Here is a 17,507-nt window from a genome sequence, read left to right on the forward strand (position 1 = left end):
CGGACTGCCCTCCCGGTTCGTGACCGGAAGGGCAGTTCGTTCAGTGCTCACCGTGCTGGTTAGCCCTTGGGTTCCTTGGGTTGCTTTGGCTCCTTCGGCTCCTTGGGCTTCTTCGGCTTTTTCGGATCCTTGGAATCTGCAACAGTTACCGCGGTTTTCACCACCGTGCCGGATTCGACGGCGGTGAGCACCAGGGTGCCCGTGCCGGTTGCCGCTGCGGCCGGTACCGCAAGGTTCACGGTGGCTGCGCCGCCGGAAACCGGTACGGATCCGAGCTGCGTGACGGTCCCGGCGGCATCGGTGAAGGATGCCGTCAGGGAGGTGTTCACCGGGCTGCCGAGCGAGGTCAGATCCAGTTTGGAAAGCGCCAGGGTCATGGCGTCGCCCGGTTTGACCTCTGCCGCGGTGGTGTTGACCACGGAGATAGAGCGTCGGGCGAAATCAGGCGACAGCGGGCTGTTCGCCTTCAGGTAGCTGATCCACGCGTCACGGTCCACCAGGCCGGAATCCCTGGTGTCCGTGCCTTGCGTGAAGATCCGGAAGTTGTCGCCGCCGGTGGCCAGGAAGCTGAACGTGCCCACCCGATAGAGCTTGGCGGGATCGATCAGTTCACCATTGACCCGGATGGACGTGATCCGGTCACCTGCGGCGCGCGCGGCGTCGTAGGTGTAGTTCACGTTCTTGGACAGGCCCAGCTGCTGGTAGGCGCGGCTGGGCACCGTGCCGTCCGGGTTGGTCTGCCACTGCTGCTCCAGCATGGTCTTTACCTGTGCGCCGGTCAGCGAAGTGGTCCAGAGGTTGTTCACGAACGGGAGCACCGCATTGGCCTCCGCGTAGGTGATGGAACCGTCCGGTGCGTACAGCAGTTCGCTGCGCAGGCCGCCGGGATTGACGACGCCGATTTCCGCGCCGCCCAGCCCTGCCGGCTGAAGGGTTGCCAGCAACGAATCGGCCACGAGGTTGCCCAGCGTGGACTCGCTGGAACGGTCATCGCGCTTGGGAAGTCCGGTGGCCGGGTCCACCGTAAAGGCAGTGGTGATGTCCTTGGTAACCGAGCCGATCTTCTCGTTGCCCACTATTGCGGCTGCATCCAGGGCCTTTTTGACGATGTCCGCCACCACGGCAACACGGGGATAGGCGGCGATCAGATCGGCCTGCAGGTCCGTGGTTCGTTTGATGTTGGCGGCGGTGTAGGCCGTCACTTCCTTTGTGGCGGTGTCCACCGTGAGCCGGATCTGGCCGATGTTCTCGCCGTAGTTACCGGTCTGGACGATGGGCCGGGTCTTGCCCTGAACGCCAGGAACCGGTGCGTCCCAGCTGTATTCCTTATGCGTGTGGCCGGTGAAGATCGCATCGACCTCAGCGGAGGTTTCCGTGACCAGTTTCGCGAACGCTCCGCCGGCGGCCACTTCCTCCTCCAACGTGGCTCCTTCGGGGGTACCGGCGCCGGCGCCGTCGTGGTTTTCCACCACTATGACGTCGGCAAGGTTCTCCGCTGTGATTTTGCCTGCCACACGGTTGATGGCCTCCACCGGATCGCCGAACTCAAGGTCCGCAATGCCCGCAGGGGTGACCAGCGAGGGCACTTCCTGGGTGACGGTGCCGATCACTGCCACCCGGATGCCATTGAGGTCCAGGACGGTGAATTCCGGCAGCGCGGGCGTGGTGGTGCCCCTGGTGTAGACGTTGGCTCCCAAATACGGGAATTTGGCGTTGGTGCCGCCGGCAATAACGCGGTCCTGCAGGTCCGCGAGGCCGCCGTCGAATTCGTGGTTGCCCACGGCGGAAGCCCGCAGTTCCAGGGCGTTCAGCACATCGATGGTGGGCTGGTCCCGGGCCACCGCGGAGGCGAACAGCGAGGCTCCGATGTTGTCGCCGGCCGACAGGAGCGCGGTGGCTCCAGGGGCTGCTGCGGCGCGGAGCTTCTCGATGGTGCCTGCGAACAGCGTGGTGTTCGCATCGATCCGGCCGTGGAAATCGTTGATGTTCAGCAGGTTCACTTCAACGCTGGCCGGGGCGGCTTCGAGGTCCAGGCCAACTACCACGGGATCGTGGTCGCTGGCACGGAACTGGTCCGCCGAGTAGTAGTTGGTGATGTTGTTGTTGTAGCGGCTGTATTCCAGCGCCACTGATTCAACGGAGTTGATGTTCCAGATGTCGGCGCCGGTCACATGTGCGTCGGCAGCAGGGGAGGCCAGGATATGGTCCAGCGAGCCCACCAGGCCGCCGAAGAGGTAGGAGTGCTTGGCGGAACCATCGGCGTTGCGCGCTTTTTCGTCCTGGTTGACGTAGCCGGCGGAGGCGAAGACATTCATCGGATCCTCCTTGGCGTAGGCGTTGAAATCGCCGATGAGAAACACCTTATCGGTGCCCTTGCTTGCCTGGAGGTCATTGGCGAACCCCAGAAGGGACTGTGCCTGGGCTGTGCGGGCCAGGTTGGATGCGCCCTGTCCCTTGTCCGTGTCCTCCGGCGTAGCGGCGGAACCCTTGGACTTGAAGTGATTGGCGATCGCGATGAAGCTCTTGTCTTCGGCTGCGCCCACCGGCTTGAACACCTGGGCCAGTGGCTTGCGGGCGTTGGAGAAGGCCACGGTGTCGTTGTGGATGATGGATTCGCCCACCGTCTCCACCTTGACGGACTTGTAGATGAAGGCGTTGCGGATGACGTCTTCATCGCTCAGCGGCGGGGCGTTTGCTGGGGAAGCGGCGAAGCTCCAGACGCCGGGGGCTGCCACGTTGAGGGCTTCCACCAAATTGGACAGTGCGTAGTCGCGGTTTTTGCCGAAGTGCGCCGAGTTTTCGATTTCCATCAAGGTGATGACGTCGGCATTGGACTTGGTGATGGCTTCGACGATCTTGGCCTGCTGCCGTTTGAAGTTCTCCGCGTTGGCGGCACCGCGGGCGTCGCAGCCGGACCTGACCGTAATGGGATTGCCTGCTCGGTCCGTGTAGAACTGGCAGCCGGTAAGTTGGTCGCCGGTGGTGGGGAAGTAGTTCAGCACGTTGAAGGAAGCGAGCTTGATGTTGCCGCCCACTTCTACCGGGGCCTCGGTGCGGGTCGCGCCGAAGCTGGCGGGCTGGACGGTAGCTTTGTTGACCGCATTGAGGTGCGTCAGCGGCTGGAACTTCCATGAGTTGTTTGCGTAGCCCAGCACCACATTGGTGGTGAAGGTGACGGGCGAGCCCACCCGGACGGGATCCGTGGTGGTCAGGTAGGGCAGGACCTCGGCCTTGGTGGAGGCGTCCCGAAGGAAGTTGGTGCTGGAGCCATCGTCCAACTTGATGCCGCGGGCGGCATTCTCCGCAACGGTGGCTGTGTACTCCGCCGAACCGTAGGGTGCTACTGCGGTGGGCTGGACCAGCGGCGTGGTTCCGCCGGCCAGACCGATTTCGCCGTACTGGTTCAGGGAGTAGTTGTCCGTGACAGTCACCGGGCCCTGGGGGGCGAGGAGCATCGCCTCGAGGGTCTCGCGGACGGTCTCGGCGGCAGGCAGGGTGAAGTTGGTGGCTTTCACTTCGGGGGCAGCAACGCTTAGCTTGCTCAGGCCTGCTGCGCTGGTGACGGTCACCTGGGTCATGCCGAAGTGCTCGGAGACGGAACCAGTGACCTCTACGTAGTCACCGATCTGGACCGAAGCCGCAGTGGTGGGGGAGTAGACGAAGATGGCGTCCGAGGCGGTACGGGACGCCGGGTCCTCGTCCCCGCCGCTGCCGGGCGTCTGGATGTAGTAACCGGCGAATCCGCCGGTGGGGAATGCTGCCGTGACCTTGCCACGGGTGGTGACGTTGGTACCCACCAGCGGACTGGCCGTCCCGGTGCCCTGGACCTCGGCAATCGTCCTGGCGGTTGGTACCGGGTCCGGTTCGGGATCTGGATCGGGATCTGGAGTAACAGTCCCGCCGGTGGCTGTCGGGGAGATGATGGCGTTCAGCGTGAAATCAGCTGCGTTGCTGTTGCTGTCCGCGCCGTTGGCCCGGTTCAGGCTTTTGACATCGGTATTCCCGGCGGGCGCGGTGGCCGCCAGGGTTTCGAAGGTATTGGACGTGCCGTAGCCCAGGAGGTCGGCGACGTTCGCGGGTTCAATGACCGACCCGGTGGCCAAACTGACTGCCGTGGCCTGCCTGGCCAGGACCAGGGTTCCCGCGGAACCGCTGGGGTTCAGACCCCCGGCGACGAGGTCCGGCGTCGGAAGTGCTGCACCGTTGGCTCCGTTGCTGCCACCCTGAACCAGGTAGTGGCCCTTGGCCGGGATGCTGCCGCTAAGGGCTACGACGCCGGTGGGGGCCGCAACACCGGTGGCGGAGCGGTACTGCACGGACCAGCCATCCAGCGCTACGGCTGCGTCCGAGGAGTTGTACAGCTCCACGAATTTGTTCTTATAGGCCGCGCCGGCGCTGCCGCCGCTGAGGTAGGCCTCGTTGATGACGACCGGCGAGGAACCTGCGGCAGGCTCCAAGGCCATCGCGGGCACCGCGCCCAGTGGCGCTGCGATGAGACCCGCAGACAGTGCTGTGCCCAGCGCCAGTTTCAAAGGTGAATAACGCATTTGCTCCGACTTTCATTGAGATGTCCCGGTGGGGAAGTGACGGAAAAGCGTCCGGGGGATTGCGGCGAAAGGCAGCCCGGAGTTTACTTTTGGTCAAGTAATGTCCGGGCCATCACAGCAGCCTTGAATGAACGCAGGGTTGACGGCACATACATTGGATAAAACGTTTCCCTGCAGGAGTCTGCCACCGCGAACACGACAAAGCTACCCGCCGGTATCTTTTGCCAAAGAGGCCGGCAAGTGTGTCATTGAACTAACTACGCGGCGGAAACAGGATGGTTTCCTTGGGAGTTGGCCCTGCCCGCGGGCTATTCGGGAGTATTCTCCCCAACGATTTTGAACATGGCTCCGGTGGGATCGTTGAGCGTGGCAACGCGGCCGTGCGGAGTATTCTCCGGTCCGTCCAGCAGGGTTGCGCCCATCATCAGGGCGCGCTCCAGGCTGGCGTCGGTGCTGTCCACCGCGAAGTAGACGGCCCAGTGCGACGGGATCTCCACCGGAAGGTAACCGGAGGCGTCAATGACGCCGGCCTGGGCGGTGTCATCCTTGCCTAAGGTTGTGTACCGGAACTCCGGGGAGTCGCTCAAAACGTCCGTTTCCCATGCGAAGACATCCTGGTAGAACCTGACGGCGGCGTCGTAGTCCTTGCTGTGGAGTTCATGCCAGGCCGGTGCTCCGGGTTCGGCGGCAACACCGTAGCCCGCCATGCCCGTTGACTCCCAGATGCCAATGGCCGCGCCGCTGGGGTCAGCGACGAATCCCATGACGCCCTGCCCGGGAACCTCCATCGGCTCCATATAGACCTGGCCGCCGTGGGCTGAAACGGTGGCGGACGTTGCAGCCGCGTCCTCGGATAAAAGGTAGGTGGACCACATGTCCGGCAGGCTGAACTGGTCTTCCTGCTTCTGCATGATGCCGGCTACGTTCTGGCCGCCCTTGGTGGCCGTAATGTAGCCGCCGTACATTTCCTGGTCTCCCTCCTGGAACTCCCAGCCGAACAGCCCGCCATAGAACTCGCGTGCCTTGTCGGTGTCAGAGGTCATGAGGTCAATCCAGCAGGGTGAGCCCGGCTTGAGGTCGGGAGTAGGCATAGGAAGCTCCTGTTCGGGGCGGCGCGTGCCGCTGTCTATGGTCCGGTGGAACAGGACTAAACCTATGTGGGGGGTCTGACACTTTCAATAGTCCCGCAGGTCAGGGAGGATTTGGGCTGTTTGGGGCGGGACTGAAAGCCCGAATGGCACAGGATACGAAAGGGGCCGGCCCCGCCAATCTTTCGATCAGCTGGACCGGCCCCTGCTGCGCTAAGTATGCGCTCCGCGGAAGGTAAGAGATTCGAACTCTTGGTACGGGGTTACCGCACACTGGTTTTCAAGACCAGCTCCTTCGGCCGCTCGGACAACCTTCCTCGCCTAGTAGTGTTTCATAGGCACTCGGCAGTCACAAAAAAGCGACGGACCAAACGCCGGGGCACACTAGTTTGGTACGCCAGTTCGGAATACGGGAGTCGTCCATGAAAGCTGTTTACATTTCACGTCCTGGAGGCCCGGAAGTCCTTGAGGTCCGCGAGGTCCCGGCTCCGGTGCCCGGCCCCGGCGAGGTGCTGATCGACGTCGTGGCTGCAGGACTGAACCGTGCGGACATACAGCAGCGCCGCGGACACTACCCGCCCCCGCCCGGTGCTTCGGAAGTTCCAGGCCTGGAGGTTTCGGGGCGGATTGCCGGCTTTGGACCGGAAGTGAACAAGCCGTTCTCGATGGGGGACAAGGTGGTGGCCCTACTGGCGGGCGGCGGCTACGCCCAGCAGGTGGCCGTTGCTGCGGAGCAGGTGCTTCGAATTCCCGACGGCGTGGACCTGGTAACTGCCGCATCGTTGCCTGAGGTTGCGGCTACTGTCTACTCAAACCTGATCATGACGGCCCAGCTCCAGCCCGGCGAAACCGTGTTGATCCACGGCGCTACCGGCGGCATCGGCACCATGGCGATCCAGCTGGCCAAGGCGTGGGGAGCACAGGTGGCTGCCACTGCCGGGAGTGACGAAAAGGTGAGCACCGCGAAGGCGTTCCTTGGTGCGGACATTGGCATCAACTATAAGGACGAGGACTTCCCGGAGAGCCTGCGGGCACAGAACGGCGGCAAGGGCGCTGACGTGATCCTCGACGTCGTGGGTGCCAAGTACCTCGCCCAAAACGTGGACGCGCTCGCGGAGTACGGGCGGCTGGTGGTGATCGGCCTGCAGGGCGGCGCCAAGGGTGAACTGGATCTGGGCCAGTTGCTGCGGAAGCGGGCGGCCGTGATTGCTACAGCCTTGCGGCCCCGCCCGGTGCAGGAAAAGGGCGTCATCATGAACGCGGTTCGCGAATCGGTCTGGCCCCTGGTTGCCGATGGCCGCATCCGTCCGCTGGTGGACAAGACCTTTCCGCTGGATCAGGTGCAGGCCGCCCATGAATATTTCGACGGCGGAGACCACGTGGGCAAGATCCTGCTGTTGATGTAACCCGCCCCGCACGAATAAATACTGAGTATTGCGCAAACCCCCGCTTTCCCGCTAGCGTATGGATCCATACGCGGTATGTATGGATCATTGGGGGTCCCTGCAACCCGCGTTCCGCCTCCCGCTAGGAGTTTCATGTCCATCCGTCACAGCCTGCTTGCCCTGCTGCAGGATCAGCCCCGTTATGGCTACCAGCTGCGGGTCGAGTTCGAGTCTCGTACCGGCGCCACCTGGCCGCTGAATATTGGGCAGGTCTACACCACGTTGGACCGACTGGAGCGGGATGGGTTGGTGCGCAATGACGGCGGCGACGGCGAAGGCCACGTCATCTACAGCATCACTCCCGCGGGCAGCATGGCCGTACGGAGCTGGTTCGACGCCCCGGTGGAACGGAACAACCCGCCGCGCAACGAACTGGCCATCAAGCTGGCGCTCGCCGTCACGCTGCCGGGGGTGGATGTGGCGGCCATCATCCAGGCCCAGCGCGTCGCCTCGATCCGGGCCCTGCAGGACTACACCAAATCCCGTCGGGATACCGCCGCCAACCAGCGGTCGACTGACACCGCCTGGCTGCTGGTGCTGGATTCGCTGATTTTCCAGACCGAAGCGGAGGTCCGATGGCTGGATCTCTGTGAAGCCCGCATGGTCCAGCAGGCGCAGGCCGCCAGGAGCCAGAGTCCGACGCCACGCAACCAGTCCACCGGGGTCACATCGGAAGAGGTTCGTCACGCGGAAGCGCGCCGGTGAGCGTCCAGCGCGGCCAGCAGGTGCTGGAACTGGCCAAGGTCTGCAGGACTTTCGGGGAAGGCGCGACGTCGGTCGCAGCACTTCGCGACGTTGACCTCACCATCGATGCCGGGGAGTTCGTCGCCGTTATGGGGCCCTCCGGCTCCGGTAAGTCCTCCCTCCTGGCGCTATCCGGCGGACTGGACCGGCCGACGTCGGGCGGGATTTTTGTGGAGTCAACCCCGCTGGCAGGCTTGGGGTTGAACGAGCTGGCCAGGCTCCGGCGCCGGGCCGTTGGCTACGTCTTCCAGGACTTCAACCTGGTTCCCACACTCACCGCGGCTGAGAATGTCGCGCTCCCCTTGGAACTCGATGGAGCGCCCAGCCGCGAGGCTTACCGGCAGGCCCGCGAGGCCCTGGACCTGGTGGGCATCCCGGAACTGGCCAACCGTTTTATGGACGAGATGTCAGGTGGCCAGCAGCAGCGTGTGGCCATCGCCAGGGCTATCATCGGCGAGCGCCGCTTGATCCTCGCCGACGAACCCACCGGTGCCCTCGATTCCACCACCGGCCAGGGCGTGATGGAGGTGCTGAGGTCCCGGGCGGATGCCGGCGCCGCCGTCATGCTGGTCACGCACGAGGCCCGGCATGCGGCGTGGGCCGACCGTGTGGTGTTCATCCGGGACGGCCGGATCGTGGACCAGGCAGCCGCGATGCATGACCCGGCTATGCTCCTGGCGCAGGCCGGGTTCTAGTGCCCCTTGACCTGACACCGACTCCCCACGGCCGGCGTCGGAGCTTCAGCGTGGCCATGCGGATTGCCCGGCGGGACATTCGCCGGCACCGTGGCCGCTCACTGCTGATCGTGCTGCTCATCATGCTTCCGGTGGCCGGAATGACCGGCGCCGTCACGCTGGTGCAGAGTTCCATGGAGACCCCCGCAGAACGGGTCGAACATCAGCTGGGGCAGGCCCAGGCCCGGTACCAGGCGTTCTCCAGCGGCAACGCCACATTCGTTCAGGACCCTGTCAATGAAACGCTGATCGCCTCGAACAATGGCGAGTGGGATTCCGATTTTGCAGGAGCTGACCCCCGGGACATCCTCCCCGCCGGATTCAGCATCCTGACGGAGAGCGCCTTCGACGTCAGGGTGGAACACGGGCAGATCGACGTTCCGGTGATGGGCAATGAGGTGGATGCGCTGAATCCGGCGTTTGCCGGCAAGTTCTCCCTGTTGCAAGGCAGGGCGCCGGTTGCCGCTGGTGAGGCGCTGGTTTCCCCTGGCCTGCTGCAACGATTCGACCTGACGTTGGATGATGAACTGACGACGTCGGCAGGAACCTTCGTCGCCGTCGGTACCGTACGGGACGCCGGGCTTTCAGACCGGAACAGTGTTCTGTACTTGTTGCCCGGGCAGGTGGACCGAGAGCCCGCCGAACAAGTTTCTGCTGATGTGGTGCCCCCTCACAGCGGTACGCAGTACTATCTTGTGGGCCCGCGGCCGGTTACGTGGGACCAGATACGGACAGCCAACACCGTCGGCGTCGCGGTCCTTTCCCGGCACGTGGCACTCAACCCGCCACCCATGGACCAACGAAGCGTCGACGGAACGACGCCGGATTATGTGCCTGCCGCGCCATGGAGCACGTATCTGACGGCCGGTTACATCGGCGCGCTGGCACTGCTGGAAGTCGGGCTGCTGGCTGGAGCCGCGTTCGCCGTAGGGGCAAAGCGCCAGGTCCGCGAGCTGGCGCTTCTGGGGGCTTCCGGTGCCGAGGCACCAACGGTACGGGCTGTGGTGATGGCAGCCGGACTATGGCTGGGCGGCCTGGCTGTTGCAGGCGGGGCCGCCGTCGGACTGACGGGGGCGGCCGGCGTCGTCTTCGTTGCCCGCGCAATAGGCTCTGCGCGTTTCCCCGGCTACCACCCCGACTCCCTGCTCACCGCTGGCGCCATGGGCATGGGACTGCTCGCATGCTTGCTTTCGGCGTATGCGCCTGCCCGGCAGATATCCCAACAGGCGGCCCTGGGCGCGCTCAAGTCCGGAAGGGCGCCGTCGTCCTTTCCAAGGCGGAGCGCCATGGTTGGTGCCGGAATCCTGGTTCTCAGTATCGGATTGTTGCTGGCGGGCGCGTTGCATGCCGTCAGCACGGACCATCCCGATGTGCTGGCCGGACGGGTGCCGCTTATTTCCGTCCTATTGGTCAGCGGCGCCGTATTGGCCGTTGTGGGCCTGCTGCTGCTGACAGGTCCGGCAATATTTTTGATGGCCCGAAAGTCCGGACTCCTACCGCTGGCTGTCCGGATGGCCTGCCGGGATGCCGCGAGGAACCTTGGCCGGACTGTGCCCGCGGTCGCAGCGGTTCTTGCGGCCGCTACGCTCGCCAGCGCCGGCATGGTCGCCGCTGCCACCGGGCAGGCGCAAACGGCGCAGAATTACGGTTCGTTTGTGCTGGAGAACCAGACGGAGCTGTCCCTGGCCATTAATAATGCCACCACAGCCCCGGGGCCCACCGAAGGTGCCCGGAACGCAGAGGTGATCACCAGCGCACTGACGCGGGTGGTGGACTCCATTGCCTGGACCCAGGCGCTGACATATCCAGCCCCGCCTGGCGATTGTTTCCCTGGTCCGGTCACCGCGGATGCGGGGCAAGAGGTCACCGGGTCCAGCAATTGCCTGATGTTTTCCCTTGCCGTTCCTGAGGGCAATGAGTGCGCTTTTACCGAGGGTAACCGGGTCCGATATCCCGGCGACTGGCGGTGCCAGGGACCCATGCGGCCCCATTCCACGAATGGATCAATGGCGCTGCTGGTGGGCGGTGCGGATGACATCCGGGCGACATTCGGCCGCGATGCGCCTGAGGAAGCCATGAAAGTACTCGACGCCGGTGGGATCGTTGTCACCAATCCTGTCTTTGTGCGCGACGGTTCAGCAGTGATTCAGGCCGAGGAGATGCGGCGGCCGGTGGGTTCAGCTGAAGGCATGGAAACGGTGGTCAAATCCTCCACTCCCTTGCCCGCCATTGTTGTGGAACCAGTAGCGAATATTCAGCTCTTTGGTGTGGTGTCGCCCGCTACGGCAGAGCGTTTGGGCATCCAGCCGGTGACTTCCAGTTTGCGGGTGCAGTTCAGTAGTTACCCCACCGATGAAGAGAAGGATGCGATCTCCAACGAACTGGTCTCCCTTTACGGCCATGCCAACGGATTGTACATTCAGGGCGGGGGCGCGGAGCAGAGCCTGCTCGTCTGGTTCATCGTGGGACTCGCCGCCCTCATCACCCTCAGCGCAGCAGGCATCACCACGGGACTGTCCTTGGCCGACGCCCGGACTGACCATATGACCATGGCCGGGGTGGGTGCCTCTCCGGGGCTCCGCAAGGCGCTCGCAGGGTCCCAGGCTCTGTTGACCGTCGCCTTGGGGACCATCCTTGGTTGTGTGGCCGGCGTCGTTCCGATGCTGCTCATCATGAACTCAACCGAAATGAAGCCCTATACGGCAGTGCCCTGGTTGCAGCTGGCGGCGCTGGTGGTTGTTGTCCCGCTGGCCGCAGCCGCCCTGGCCTGGCTGTTCACCCGTGCCCGGTTGCCCATGTCCCGTCGCGCCGTGGGCAGTTGAGCTCCGGCGTTGGTAAGGTGCCTTCAGAAATAATGTGAATCTCTCAGTGTGATTTCTCAAGGAGGAGACATGGCCGGAATATCTGGCGGCAACGGGGACACCCCGGGCCCAGGGACCCAACGAACCAAGGAGCCGGTGCTGCCCGCTACGGCGGTGGACGAGGAGGCCCTCGAGGCGGAGGACCGCAAGTGGACGCCGGCCAAGATCGGGATCTGGGCGGGCATCGCGCTGCTTGGCGGCATCTCCTGGGTAATGCTGGCAATCGTCCGTGGCGAAACTGTCAATGCCATCTGGTTCGTCTTCGCCTCGGTCTGCACCTACCTGATTGCCTACAGGTTCTACTCGAAGTACATCCAGAAGCACCTGCTCCGGCCCAATGACCGACGGGCCACTCCCGCCGAGTACAAGGCTGACGGCAAGGACTACGTCCGCACGGACCGCAACGTGCTGTTCGGCCACCACTTCGCCGCCATCGCCGGTGCCGGCCCGCTGGTGGGCCCGGTCATCGCGGCCCAGATGGGCTACCTGCCCGGCACAATCTGGATCATCATCGGCGTCGTCCTGGCCGGTGCCGTGCAGGACTACCTGGTGATGTTCTTCTCCATGCGCCGGGGCGGGCGTTCTCTTGGCCAGATGGCCCGCGAGGAACTCGGCGTCATCGGCGGCACCGCTGCCCTGATAGCCACGCTGCTCATCATGGTGATCATCGTTGCGATCCTGGCGCTCGTCGTCGTCAATGCCCTGGGCGAAAGCCCGTGGGGCGTATTCTCGGTGGGCATGACCATCCCCATTGCTCTCTTTATGGGTGTGTACCTGCGCTACCTGCGTCCCGGCAAGGTCATGGAAGTGTCGCTCATCGGATTTGTCCTCCTGATGGCCGCAATCATCGGCGGCGGCATGGTGGCCGAGACCGAATGGGGTGCCGCGTTCTTCCACCTGGACAAGGTCACCATCGCCTGGGGACTGATTATCTACGGCTTTATCGCCGCGATCCTGCCGGTCTGGCTGCTGCTGGCTCCACGCGACTACCTCTCCACCTTCATGAAAATCGGCGTCATTGTGATGCTGGCGCTTGCCATCATTGTGGTCCGGCCGGAAATCAACGTCCCCGCCTTCAGCGAATTCGCCAGCAGGGACAACGGGCCGGTGTTCCCCGGTGCCCTGTTCCCCTTCCTGTTCGTCACCATCGCCTGCGGTGCCCTGTCCGGGTTCCACGCCCTGATATCGTCCGGTACCACTCCAAAGCTCGTGGAGAAGGAACGGCAGACCCGGTACATCGGATACGGCGGCATGCTCATGGAGTCGTTCGTGGCGATCATGGCACTGGTGGCGGCGATCTCGATCGACCGAGGCCTCTACTTTGCGATGAACTCCCCGGCAGCCCTCACCGGCGGGACCGTGGAAACAGCCGCCACTTGGGTCAACAGCCTGGGCCTGGCCGGCGTCAACATCACGCCGGACTTCCTGTCCCAGACAGCCGCGAATGTGGGCGAGGAAAGCATCGTTTCACGCACCGGTGGAGCTCCCACCCTGGCCGTGGGCCTGGCCCACATCATGCAGCAGTTCATCGGCGGCACCGCCATGATGGCTTTCTGGTACCACTTCGCCATCATGTTCGAGGCCCTCTTCATCCTCACCGCCGTCGACGCAGGAACCCGTGTTGCCCGCTTCATGCTGCAGGACTCGATCGGCAACTTCGTCCCCAAGTTCAAAGAGCACTCCTGGCGGCCCGGAGCGTGGCTGTGTACGGCCATCATGGTGGGGGCATGGGGCGCCGTGCTCCTGATGGGCGTCACTGATCCACTCGGCGGCATCAACACCCTGTTCCCGCTGTTCGGCATCGCCAACCAGCTGCTGGCGGCCATCGCTTTGTCCGTCTGCCTGGCGATTGTGGCCAAGCGCGGGACGTTCAAGTACCTGTGGATCGTGGCGCTGCCCCTGGCGTTCGCAGCCGTTGTTACCATCACCGCGAGCTACCAGAAGATCTTCTCGTCCACCCCCGCCGTGGGCTACTTCGCGAACAACGCAGCCTTCAGCAAGGCCCTGGCAGAGGGAAAGACGGAATTCGGCTCGGCGAAGTCCGTGGCAGCTATGGAGGCTGTAGTCCGCAACACCGCCATCCAGGGTTGGTTGTCTGTCATCTTCGTGGTGCTGAGCATCGTTGTGATCGCCACGGCAATCCTCGCCACCGCCAAGGCGTTCCGGGACGTCTCCGCCGGCAGGACCCCGCAAAGCCACGAGGATCCGGAAGTTCCTTCACGGGTCTACGCGCCGGCGGGAATCGTCCCCACTCCCGCGGAAAAGGAGCTGCTGGTCGAATGGGAGAAGCTTCCGCTGGAGATGCGGGTGGAGAAGGCAGGGCACCACTGATGAGCGCTTCGACGGGGCCGGCCGGCAGGGTCGGCCTCGCCGGGCTGGCTACCGGCATCAAGGGGGTAGCCAGGTACTTCCGTGGCGTGCTGGGCGCAGACGCCTACGACAAATACCTCCAACACCACCGCGAGCTGGGCCACCAGCACGCACCGCTGAATGAACGCGAATTCTGGCGGGACCAGACGGACCGCCAGGATGCCAATCCACAGGATCGGTGCTGCTGAGTGGCTCATGAGAGTATGAACGCATGAGCGATCCGAATGTCACTGATTCGAATGTCAATGGACCCGGTGAGGAACGTCCGGTTGAGGGAACCCCGCTCGACGGCGATGCTATGCCGGGTGCCCATGGTGCGGTGTCTGGAGCGATCCCGGGTGAGCCCGGGCGGGCCGGCGTGCCGGTGAACCAGGGCGCTTCCGTGCCCGGCGCTGACGGGCGTCCCGGTGCCCAGCCGCCTGAGCAACGCATCAACAAGCTGCACGAACTGGTGGACGAGCCCGCGAAGGTCATGCGGATCGGCACCATGATTCGGCAACTCCTTGAAGAAGTGAAAGCCGCCCCGCTGGACGATGCCGCGCGCGGCCGGCTGGCGGAGATCCACGAGAGATCCATCAAGGAGCTTGAAGACGGGCTTTCACCAGAGCTCGTTCAGGAGCTGGACCGGATCAGCCTGCCGTTCACGGAGGACGCCACGCCATCGGATGCCGAGCTGCGCATTGCACAGGCGCAGCTGGTGGGCTGGCTGGAAGGACTCTTCCACGGAATCCAGGCAGCCATCGCCACCCAGCACGCAGCGCGCGAACAGGCCGCGGCGCAGTTGCAGCTGCGCCAGCTTCCGCCGGGCACTGTGATAGCTCCCGGCGTCGTGATCGGTGAAAACGGTGAGCCGCAGCGTGCTGCCGGACCGGCTGCCGGGCCTCGCCACCAGGGACGGCCGGCTGATCCGGATCACGGCCCCGGCCAGTACCTGTAGGACGCCGCTTGGGATTCTTCACCGCCGCGCGGCAGGGTCGCAAGGACGACTCGGAGCTGGGCAAGGGCCTGTGGCGGCGCGCCCACGACCGCTTCCATCGCGGACTGGACCGCTACCACCAGGTTCTTGAAGGCGTGGAAGATGACCAGCTGTATGCCGAGCTGGTGGAGATCGCCAACGCACTGGGTGCCCTTTCCGAACGGGTGCGGGCTGTTTGCGTCGAGGCGCAGCGACGCTCGCCCAGCGACGGTATGGACGTTCCCGGAGCGCTGGCCGGAGTCCACCGGGCCCTTTCCAGAGCGGGCAACTCACTGGCCACCACGGCCGAGGCTGCGGCCATGCTGCGCCTCGCCGTAGGGCCTGTGCCGGTGGGAGCCGCATCGGTATGGCGGCGTGCGGAATCGGTTTTCGAACAAGTTGCCGACGCCGAACGGCAGCTGGCCGAGGCGCCGCCGGCTCCGTGACGCTGCCGGGCACCCTGGAAAGTTGGCGCGTCTGTCCCATTTCATTCCCTGTTACGCAAATGGCGGATAAGGACTGTGGGGGTTCCAGCGGCGGCACACTGTTTGGCACGATATAAATATGACAATTCCACCAAACCTGACATTCAACGACGGCAACTCCATTCCCCAGCTGGGCTACGGCGTCTGGCAGGTAGAGGACGATGTAGCGGAGAAGGTGGTAGGCCAGGCGTTCGAAGCAGGCTACCGGCACATCGACACCGCCAGGATTTATGGCAACGAGGGCGGTGTGGGGCGCGCGATTGCCAACTCCGGCCTCCCGGCCGAGGAGCTGTTCATCACCACCAAACTGTGGAACGCGGACCAGGGCTACGAATCCACGCTCGCTGCGTTCGAGAAGTCCATGGACCTCCTGGGCCTGGAAACCCTTGATCTGTACCTGATCCACTGGATGCGTCCCAAGCAGGACAAGTACGTGGACACCTGGAAGGCGCTGATTGAGCTCCAGAAGCGCGTCCGGGTGAAGTCCATTGGTGTTTCCAACTTCACAGTGGAGGGCCTGCAGCGCATCATCGATGAAACCGGAGTAACGCCGGCCATCCACCAGATCGAACTGCACCCGTACTTCAACCAGTCCGAGCTGCGCGCATTCGGGTCCGCCAAGGGGATTCTGACCGAGGCGTGGTCGCCGCTGGGCCAGGGCGGTGAATTGCTCAACGACGAGGTGATCACTGGAATCGCCGCTAAGCACAATGCCACCCCGGCGCAGGCTGTTATTGCCTGGCACCTGGCGATCGGGAACGTGGTCATCCCCAAGTCCGTCACCGAATCGCGTATCCGCGAGAACTTCGAGGCGCTTGACGTGAAGCTGGACGACGCCGACATTGAGGCTATCAACGGCCTGGACCGCACCGCTGCCGGCTCGGGCCGCATCGGCGCGGATCCGGCAGTTGCCGACTTCGGCTAAATCGGCACACGTAAATGGCCGCAACCCGAAAAGGGTTGCGGCCATTTCCTCTGGGCTATCCAGCGACGGCGGCTGCACCTGTGATCTGCTCCAGAACCTGCACGCCGGCGGCGAGACCGTTTTCGGTTCGGATGGCGCAGCCCAGCTCATCGGCGCGGGAGGCGTAAGAGCCGGTGTGGACGAGGTCGCCGAGACGATCGGCCAAGCCTGTGCCAAGATGCCTGGCCGGAAGCGGAGCAGGTCCGGCACCGAGTGCATGGACCCGGGCGCCCCAAAACGGTTGGTCCGCAAGGAACGGTACGACCAGCGTGGGCCGACCCGCCCGTAAGCCGGCGGCAGTCGAGCCCGCACCGCCGTGGTGCACCACTGCCGCCACACGGGGGAAGAGCCACTCGTGGGACGCGTCCTTCAGGACCAGGACATCGTCGGTCCCGGCCTCGCCGGCCGCGATGCCACCCCACCCGGTGGCAACGATCCCGCGCAGTCCGTGCACCCGCAACGCAGCCAGGACGGCTGCCCGGCGCTCGGCCGATCCCTTTCCGAAGCCCATGGAACCGAACCCGATATAGATGGGAGGCTCGCCCGCCGCGAGGAAGTCAACCAGCTGCGCGGGCGGCTCCCAGTCGCTGTCACCGCGATCCAGGAACCAGTAGCCGGTCACGTGGGCCGACGGCGGGTAGTCGGCCGGGACAGGCAGGACGTGCCTGCTGTATGGGTAAAGGACATGGACCGGAGTACCGTCCGGATTCCTGAGCGGATCAGCGAGACGGCTGACGCGCCCCAGGCCCACCTCGCGTCGAAAGTCGTTGATCATGCCGCCATACATAGCGCCACCCATCCGGCGGAGGACATAGGACGCGCGGTTTCCCAATGCCCCGAAGGAGGCACCACCAAATAACGGCATAGGGTGCGCACGTGTGGGGGTAAAGTACGGCAACGGGAGGGAAAGCACGCCGGGCACATCCAGTGCCTCCGCGATGTGCGGCCCGGCAAGACACTTGGGGTGATAGACAACAGCATCCGGGCGCGCCGTCTGCGCGGCGGCCCAGCATTCAGCATTCAGCTCGCGCATCGCCGAGGTCATGACCCCCATGGTTCGCAGCGCGTCCCGGGGACCACTTAGCTCAGGCATCACATCCTGGACAATGCGCAGCAGTGTGGAACCGGCGCGATGGTGCCTGATGGTTCCGGGGCCGCCGGGCGGCACCAGGTCTGCGAACCCTGCAGGGACGGCGAGGGTGACGTCGTGCCCCACGCGGGCAAGTGCACCGGCGAGGGCCGCGTAGGGCTGAACATCGCCGCGGGTCCCGAAGGACATGATCAACACATGCATGGCAGGGTCCTCTTGACTGG

12 protein-coding genes and 1 tRNA gene are annotated in these 17,507 nt (G+C 64.4%); 9 read left to right on the top strand and 4 right to left on the bottom strand.

All coding sequences use genetic code 11. The annotated features are described in order from the left end of the window. Positions 1 to 59: 59 nt before the first annotated feature. From ACWA13_RS03950 to ACWA13_RS03960, 3 genes are all read right to left on the bottom strand, one after another. Positions 60 to 4,547 (bottom strand): ExeM/NucH family extracellular endonuclease, encoded by a 4,488-nt coding sequence (locus ACWA13_RS03950; RefSeq protein ID WP_463936873.1) that lies wholly within the window; start codon positions 4,545 to 4,547, stop codon positions 60 to 62. 308 nt (positions 4,548 to 4,855) lie between these two features. After that, positions 4,856 to 5,638 carry a VOC family protein gene (locus tag ACWA13_RS03955; protein WP_463936874.1) on the bottom strand — a complete coding sequence of 261 codons (783 nt, stop codon included), beginning with the start codon at positions 5,636 to 5,638 and terminating at the stop codon, positions 4,856 to 4,858. Between the two features lie 226 nt (positions 5,639 to 5,864). Next, a tRNA-Ser gene (locus ACWA13_RS03960) sits at positions 5,865 to 5,952 on the bottom strand. A gap of 105 nt (positions 5,953 to 6,057) precedes the next feature. Here ACWA13_RS03960 and ACWA13_RS03965 point away from each other — a divergent pair. The 9 genes from ACWA13_RS03965 to ACWA13_RS04005 all read left to right on the top strand — a co-directional run bounded on the left by ACWA13_RS03965 (position 6,058) and on the right by ACWA13_RS04005 (position 16,154). Beyond that, complete coding sequence (locus ACWA13_RS03965; protein WP_463936875.1) at positions 6,058 to 7,041, top strand: NAD(P)H-quinone oxidoreductase; 984 nt, start codon at positions 6,058 to 6,060, stop codon at positions 7,039 to 7,041. 132 nt (positions 7,042 to 7,173) lie between these two features. Continuing rightward, positions 7,174 to 7,785 carry a PadR family transcriptional regulator gene (locus ACWA13_RS03970; protein WP_463936876.1) on the top strand — a complete coding sequence of 204 codons (612 nt, stop codon included), beginning with the start codon at positions 7,174 to 7,176 and terminating at the stop codon, positions 7,783 to 7,785. Beyond that, a complete protein-coding gene (locus ACWA13_RS03975; protein ID WP_463936877.1) occupies positions 7,782 to 8,519 on the top strand; it encodes an ABC transporter ATP-binding protein in 738 nt (245 codons plus the stop codon). Before ACWA13_RS03970 ends, ACWA13_RS03975 begins: the two co-directional genes overlap by 4 nt. 56 nt (positions 8,520 to 8,575) lie before the next feature. After that, a complete protein-coding gene (locus ACWA13_RS03980; protein ID WP_463937818.1) occupies positions 8,576 to 11,380 on the top strand; it encodes an ABC transporter permease family protein in 2,805 nt (934 codons plus the stop codon). 69 nt (positions 11,381 to 11,449) lie between these two features. After that, on the top strand, positions 11,450 to 13,750 hold the full coding sequence (locus ACWA13_RS03985) for a carbon starvation CstA family protein (protein WP_463936878.1): 2,301 nt from the start codon (positions 11,450 to 11,452) through the stop codon (positions 13,748 to 13,750). Continuing rightward, the gene (locus tag ACWA13_RS03990) at positions 13,750 to 13,977 is read left to right on the top strand and encodes a YbdD/YjiX family protein (protein WP_463936879.1); all 228 of its coding nucleotides are present in this window, start codon (positions 13,750 to 13,752) and stop codon (positions 13,975 to 13,977) included. Before ACWA13_RS03985 ends, ACWA13_RS03990 begins: the two co-directional genes overlap by 1 nt. 23 nt (positions 13,978 to 14,000) lie before the next feature. Continuing rightward, positions 14,001 to 14,726: a bacterial proteasome activator family protein gene (locus ACWA13_RS03995; protein ID WP_463936880.1), complete on the top strand. Its 726-nt coding sequence runs from the start codon at positions 14,001 to 14,003 to the stop codon at positions 14,724 to 14,726. Positions 14,727 to 14,734: 8 nt separating this feature from the next. Beyond that, a complete protein-coding gene (locus ACWA13_RS04000; RefSeq protein ID WP_463936881.1) occupies positions 14,735 to 15,190 on the top strand; it encodes a hypothetical protein in 456 nt (151 codons plus the stop codon). Positions 15,191 to 15,308: 118 nt separating this feature from the next. Next, positions 15,309 to 16,154: an aldo/keto reductase gene (locus tag ACWA13_RS04005; protein ID WP_463936882.1), complete on the top strand. Its 846-nt coding sequence runs from the start codon at positions 15,309 to 15,311 to the stop codon at positions 16,152 to 16,154. 55 nt (positions 16,155 to 16,209) lie between these two features. Here ACWA13_RS04005 and ACWA13_RS04010 read toward each other — a convergent pair whose 3' ends face one another. After that, positions 16,210 to 17,487 carry a glycosyltransferase gene (locus tag ACWA13_RS04010; protein WP_463936883.1) on the bottom strand — a complete coding sequence of 426 codons (1,278 nt, stop codon included), beginning with the start codon at positions 17,485 to 17,487 and terminating at the stop codon, positions 16,210 to 16,212. Between the last annotated feature and the right edge of the window lie 20 nt (positions 17,488 to 17,507).

The sequence above is a fragment of the Pseudarthrobacter sp. TRD_SC_9 genome (assembly GCF_055361265.1).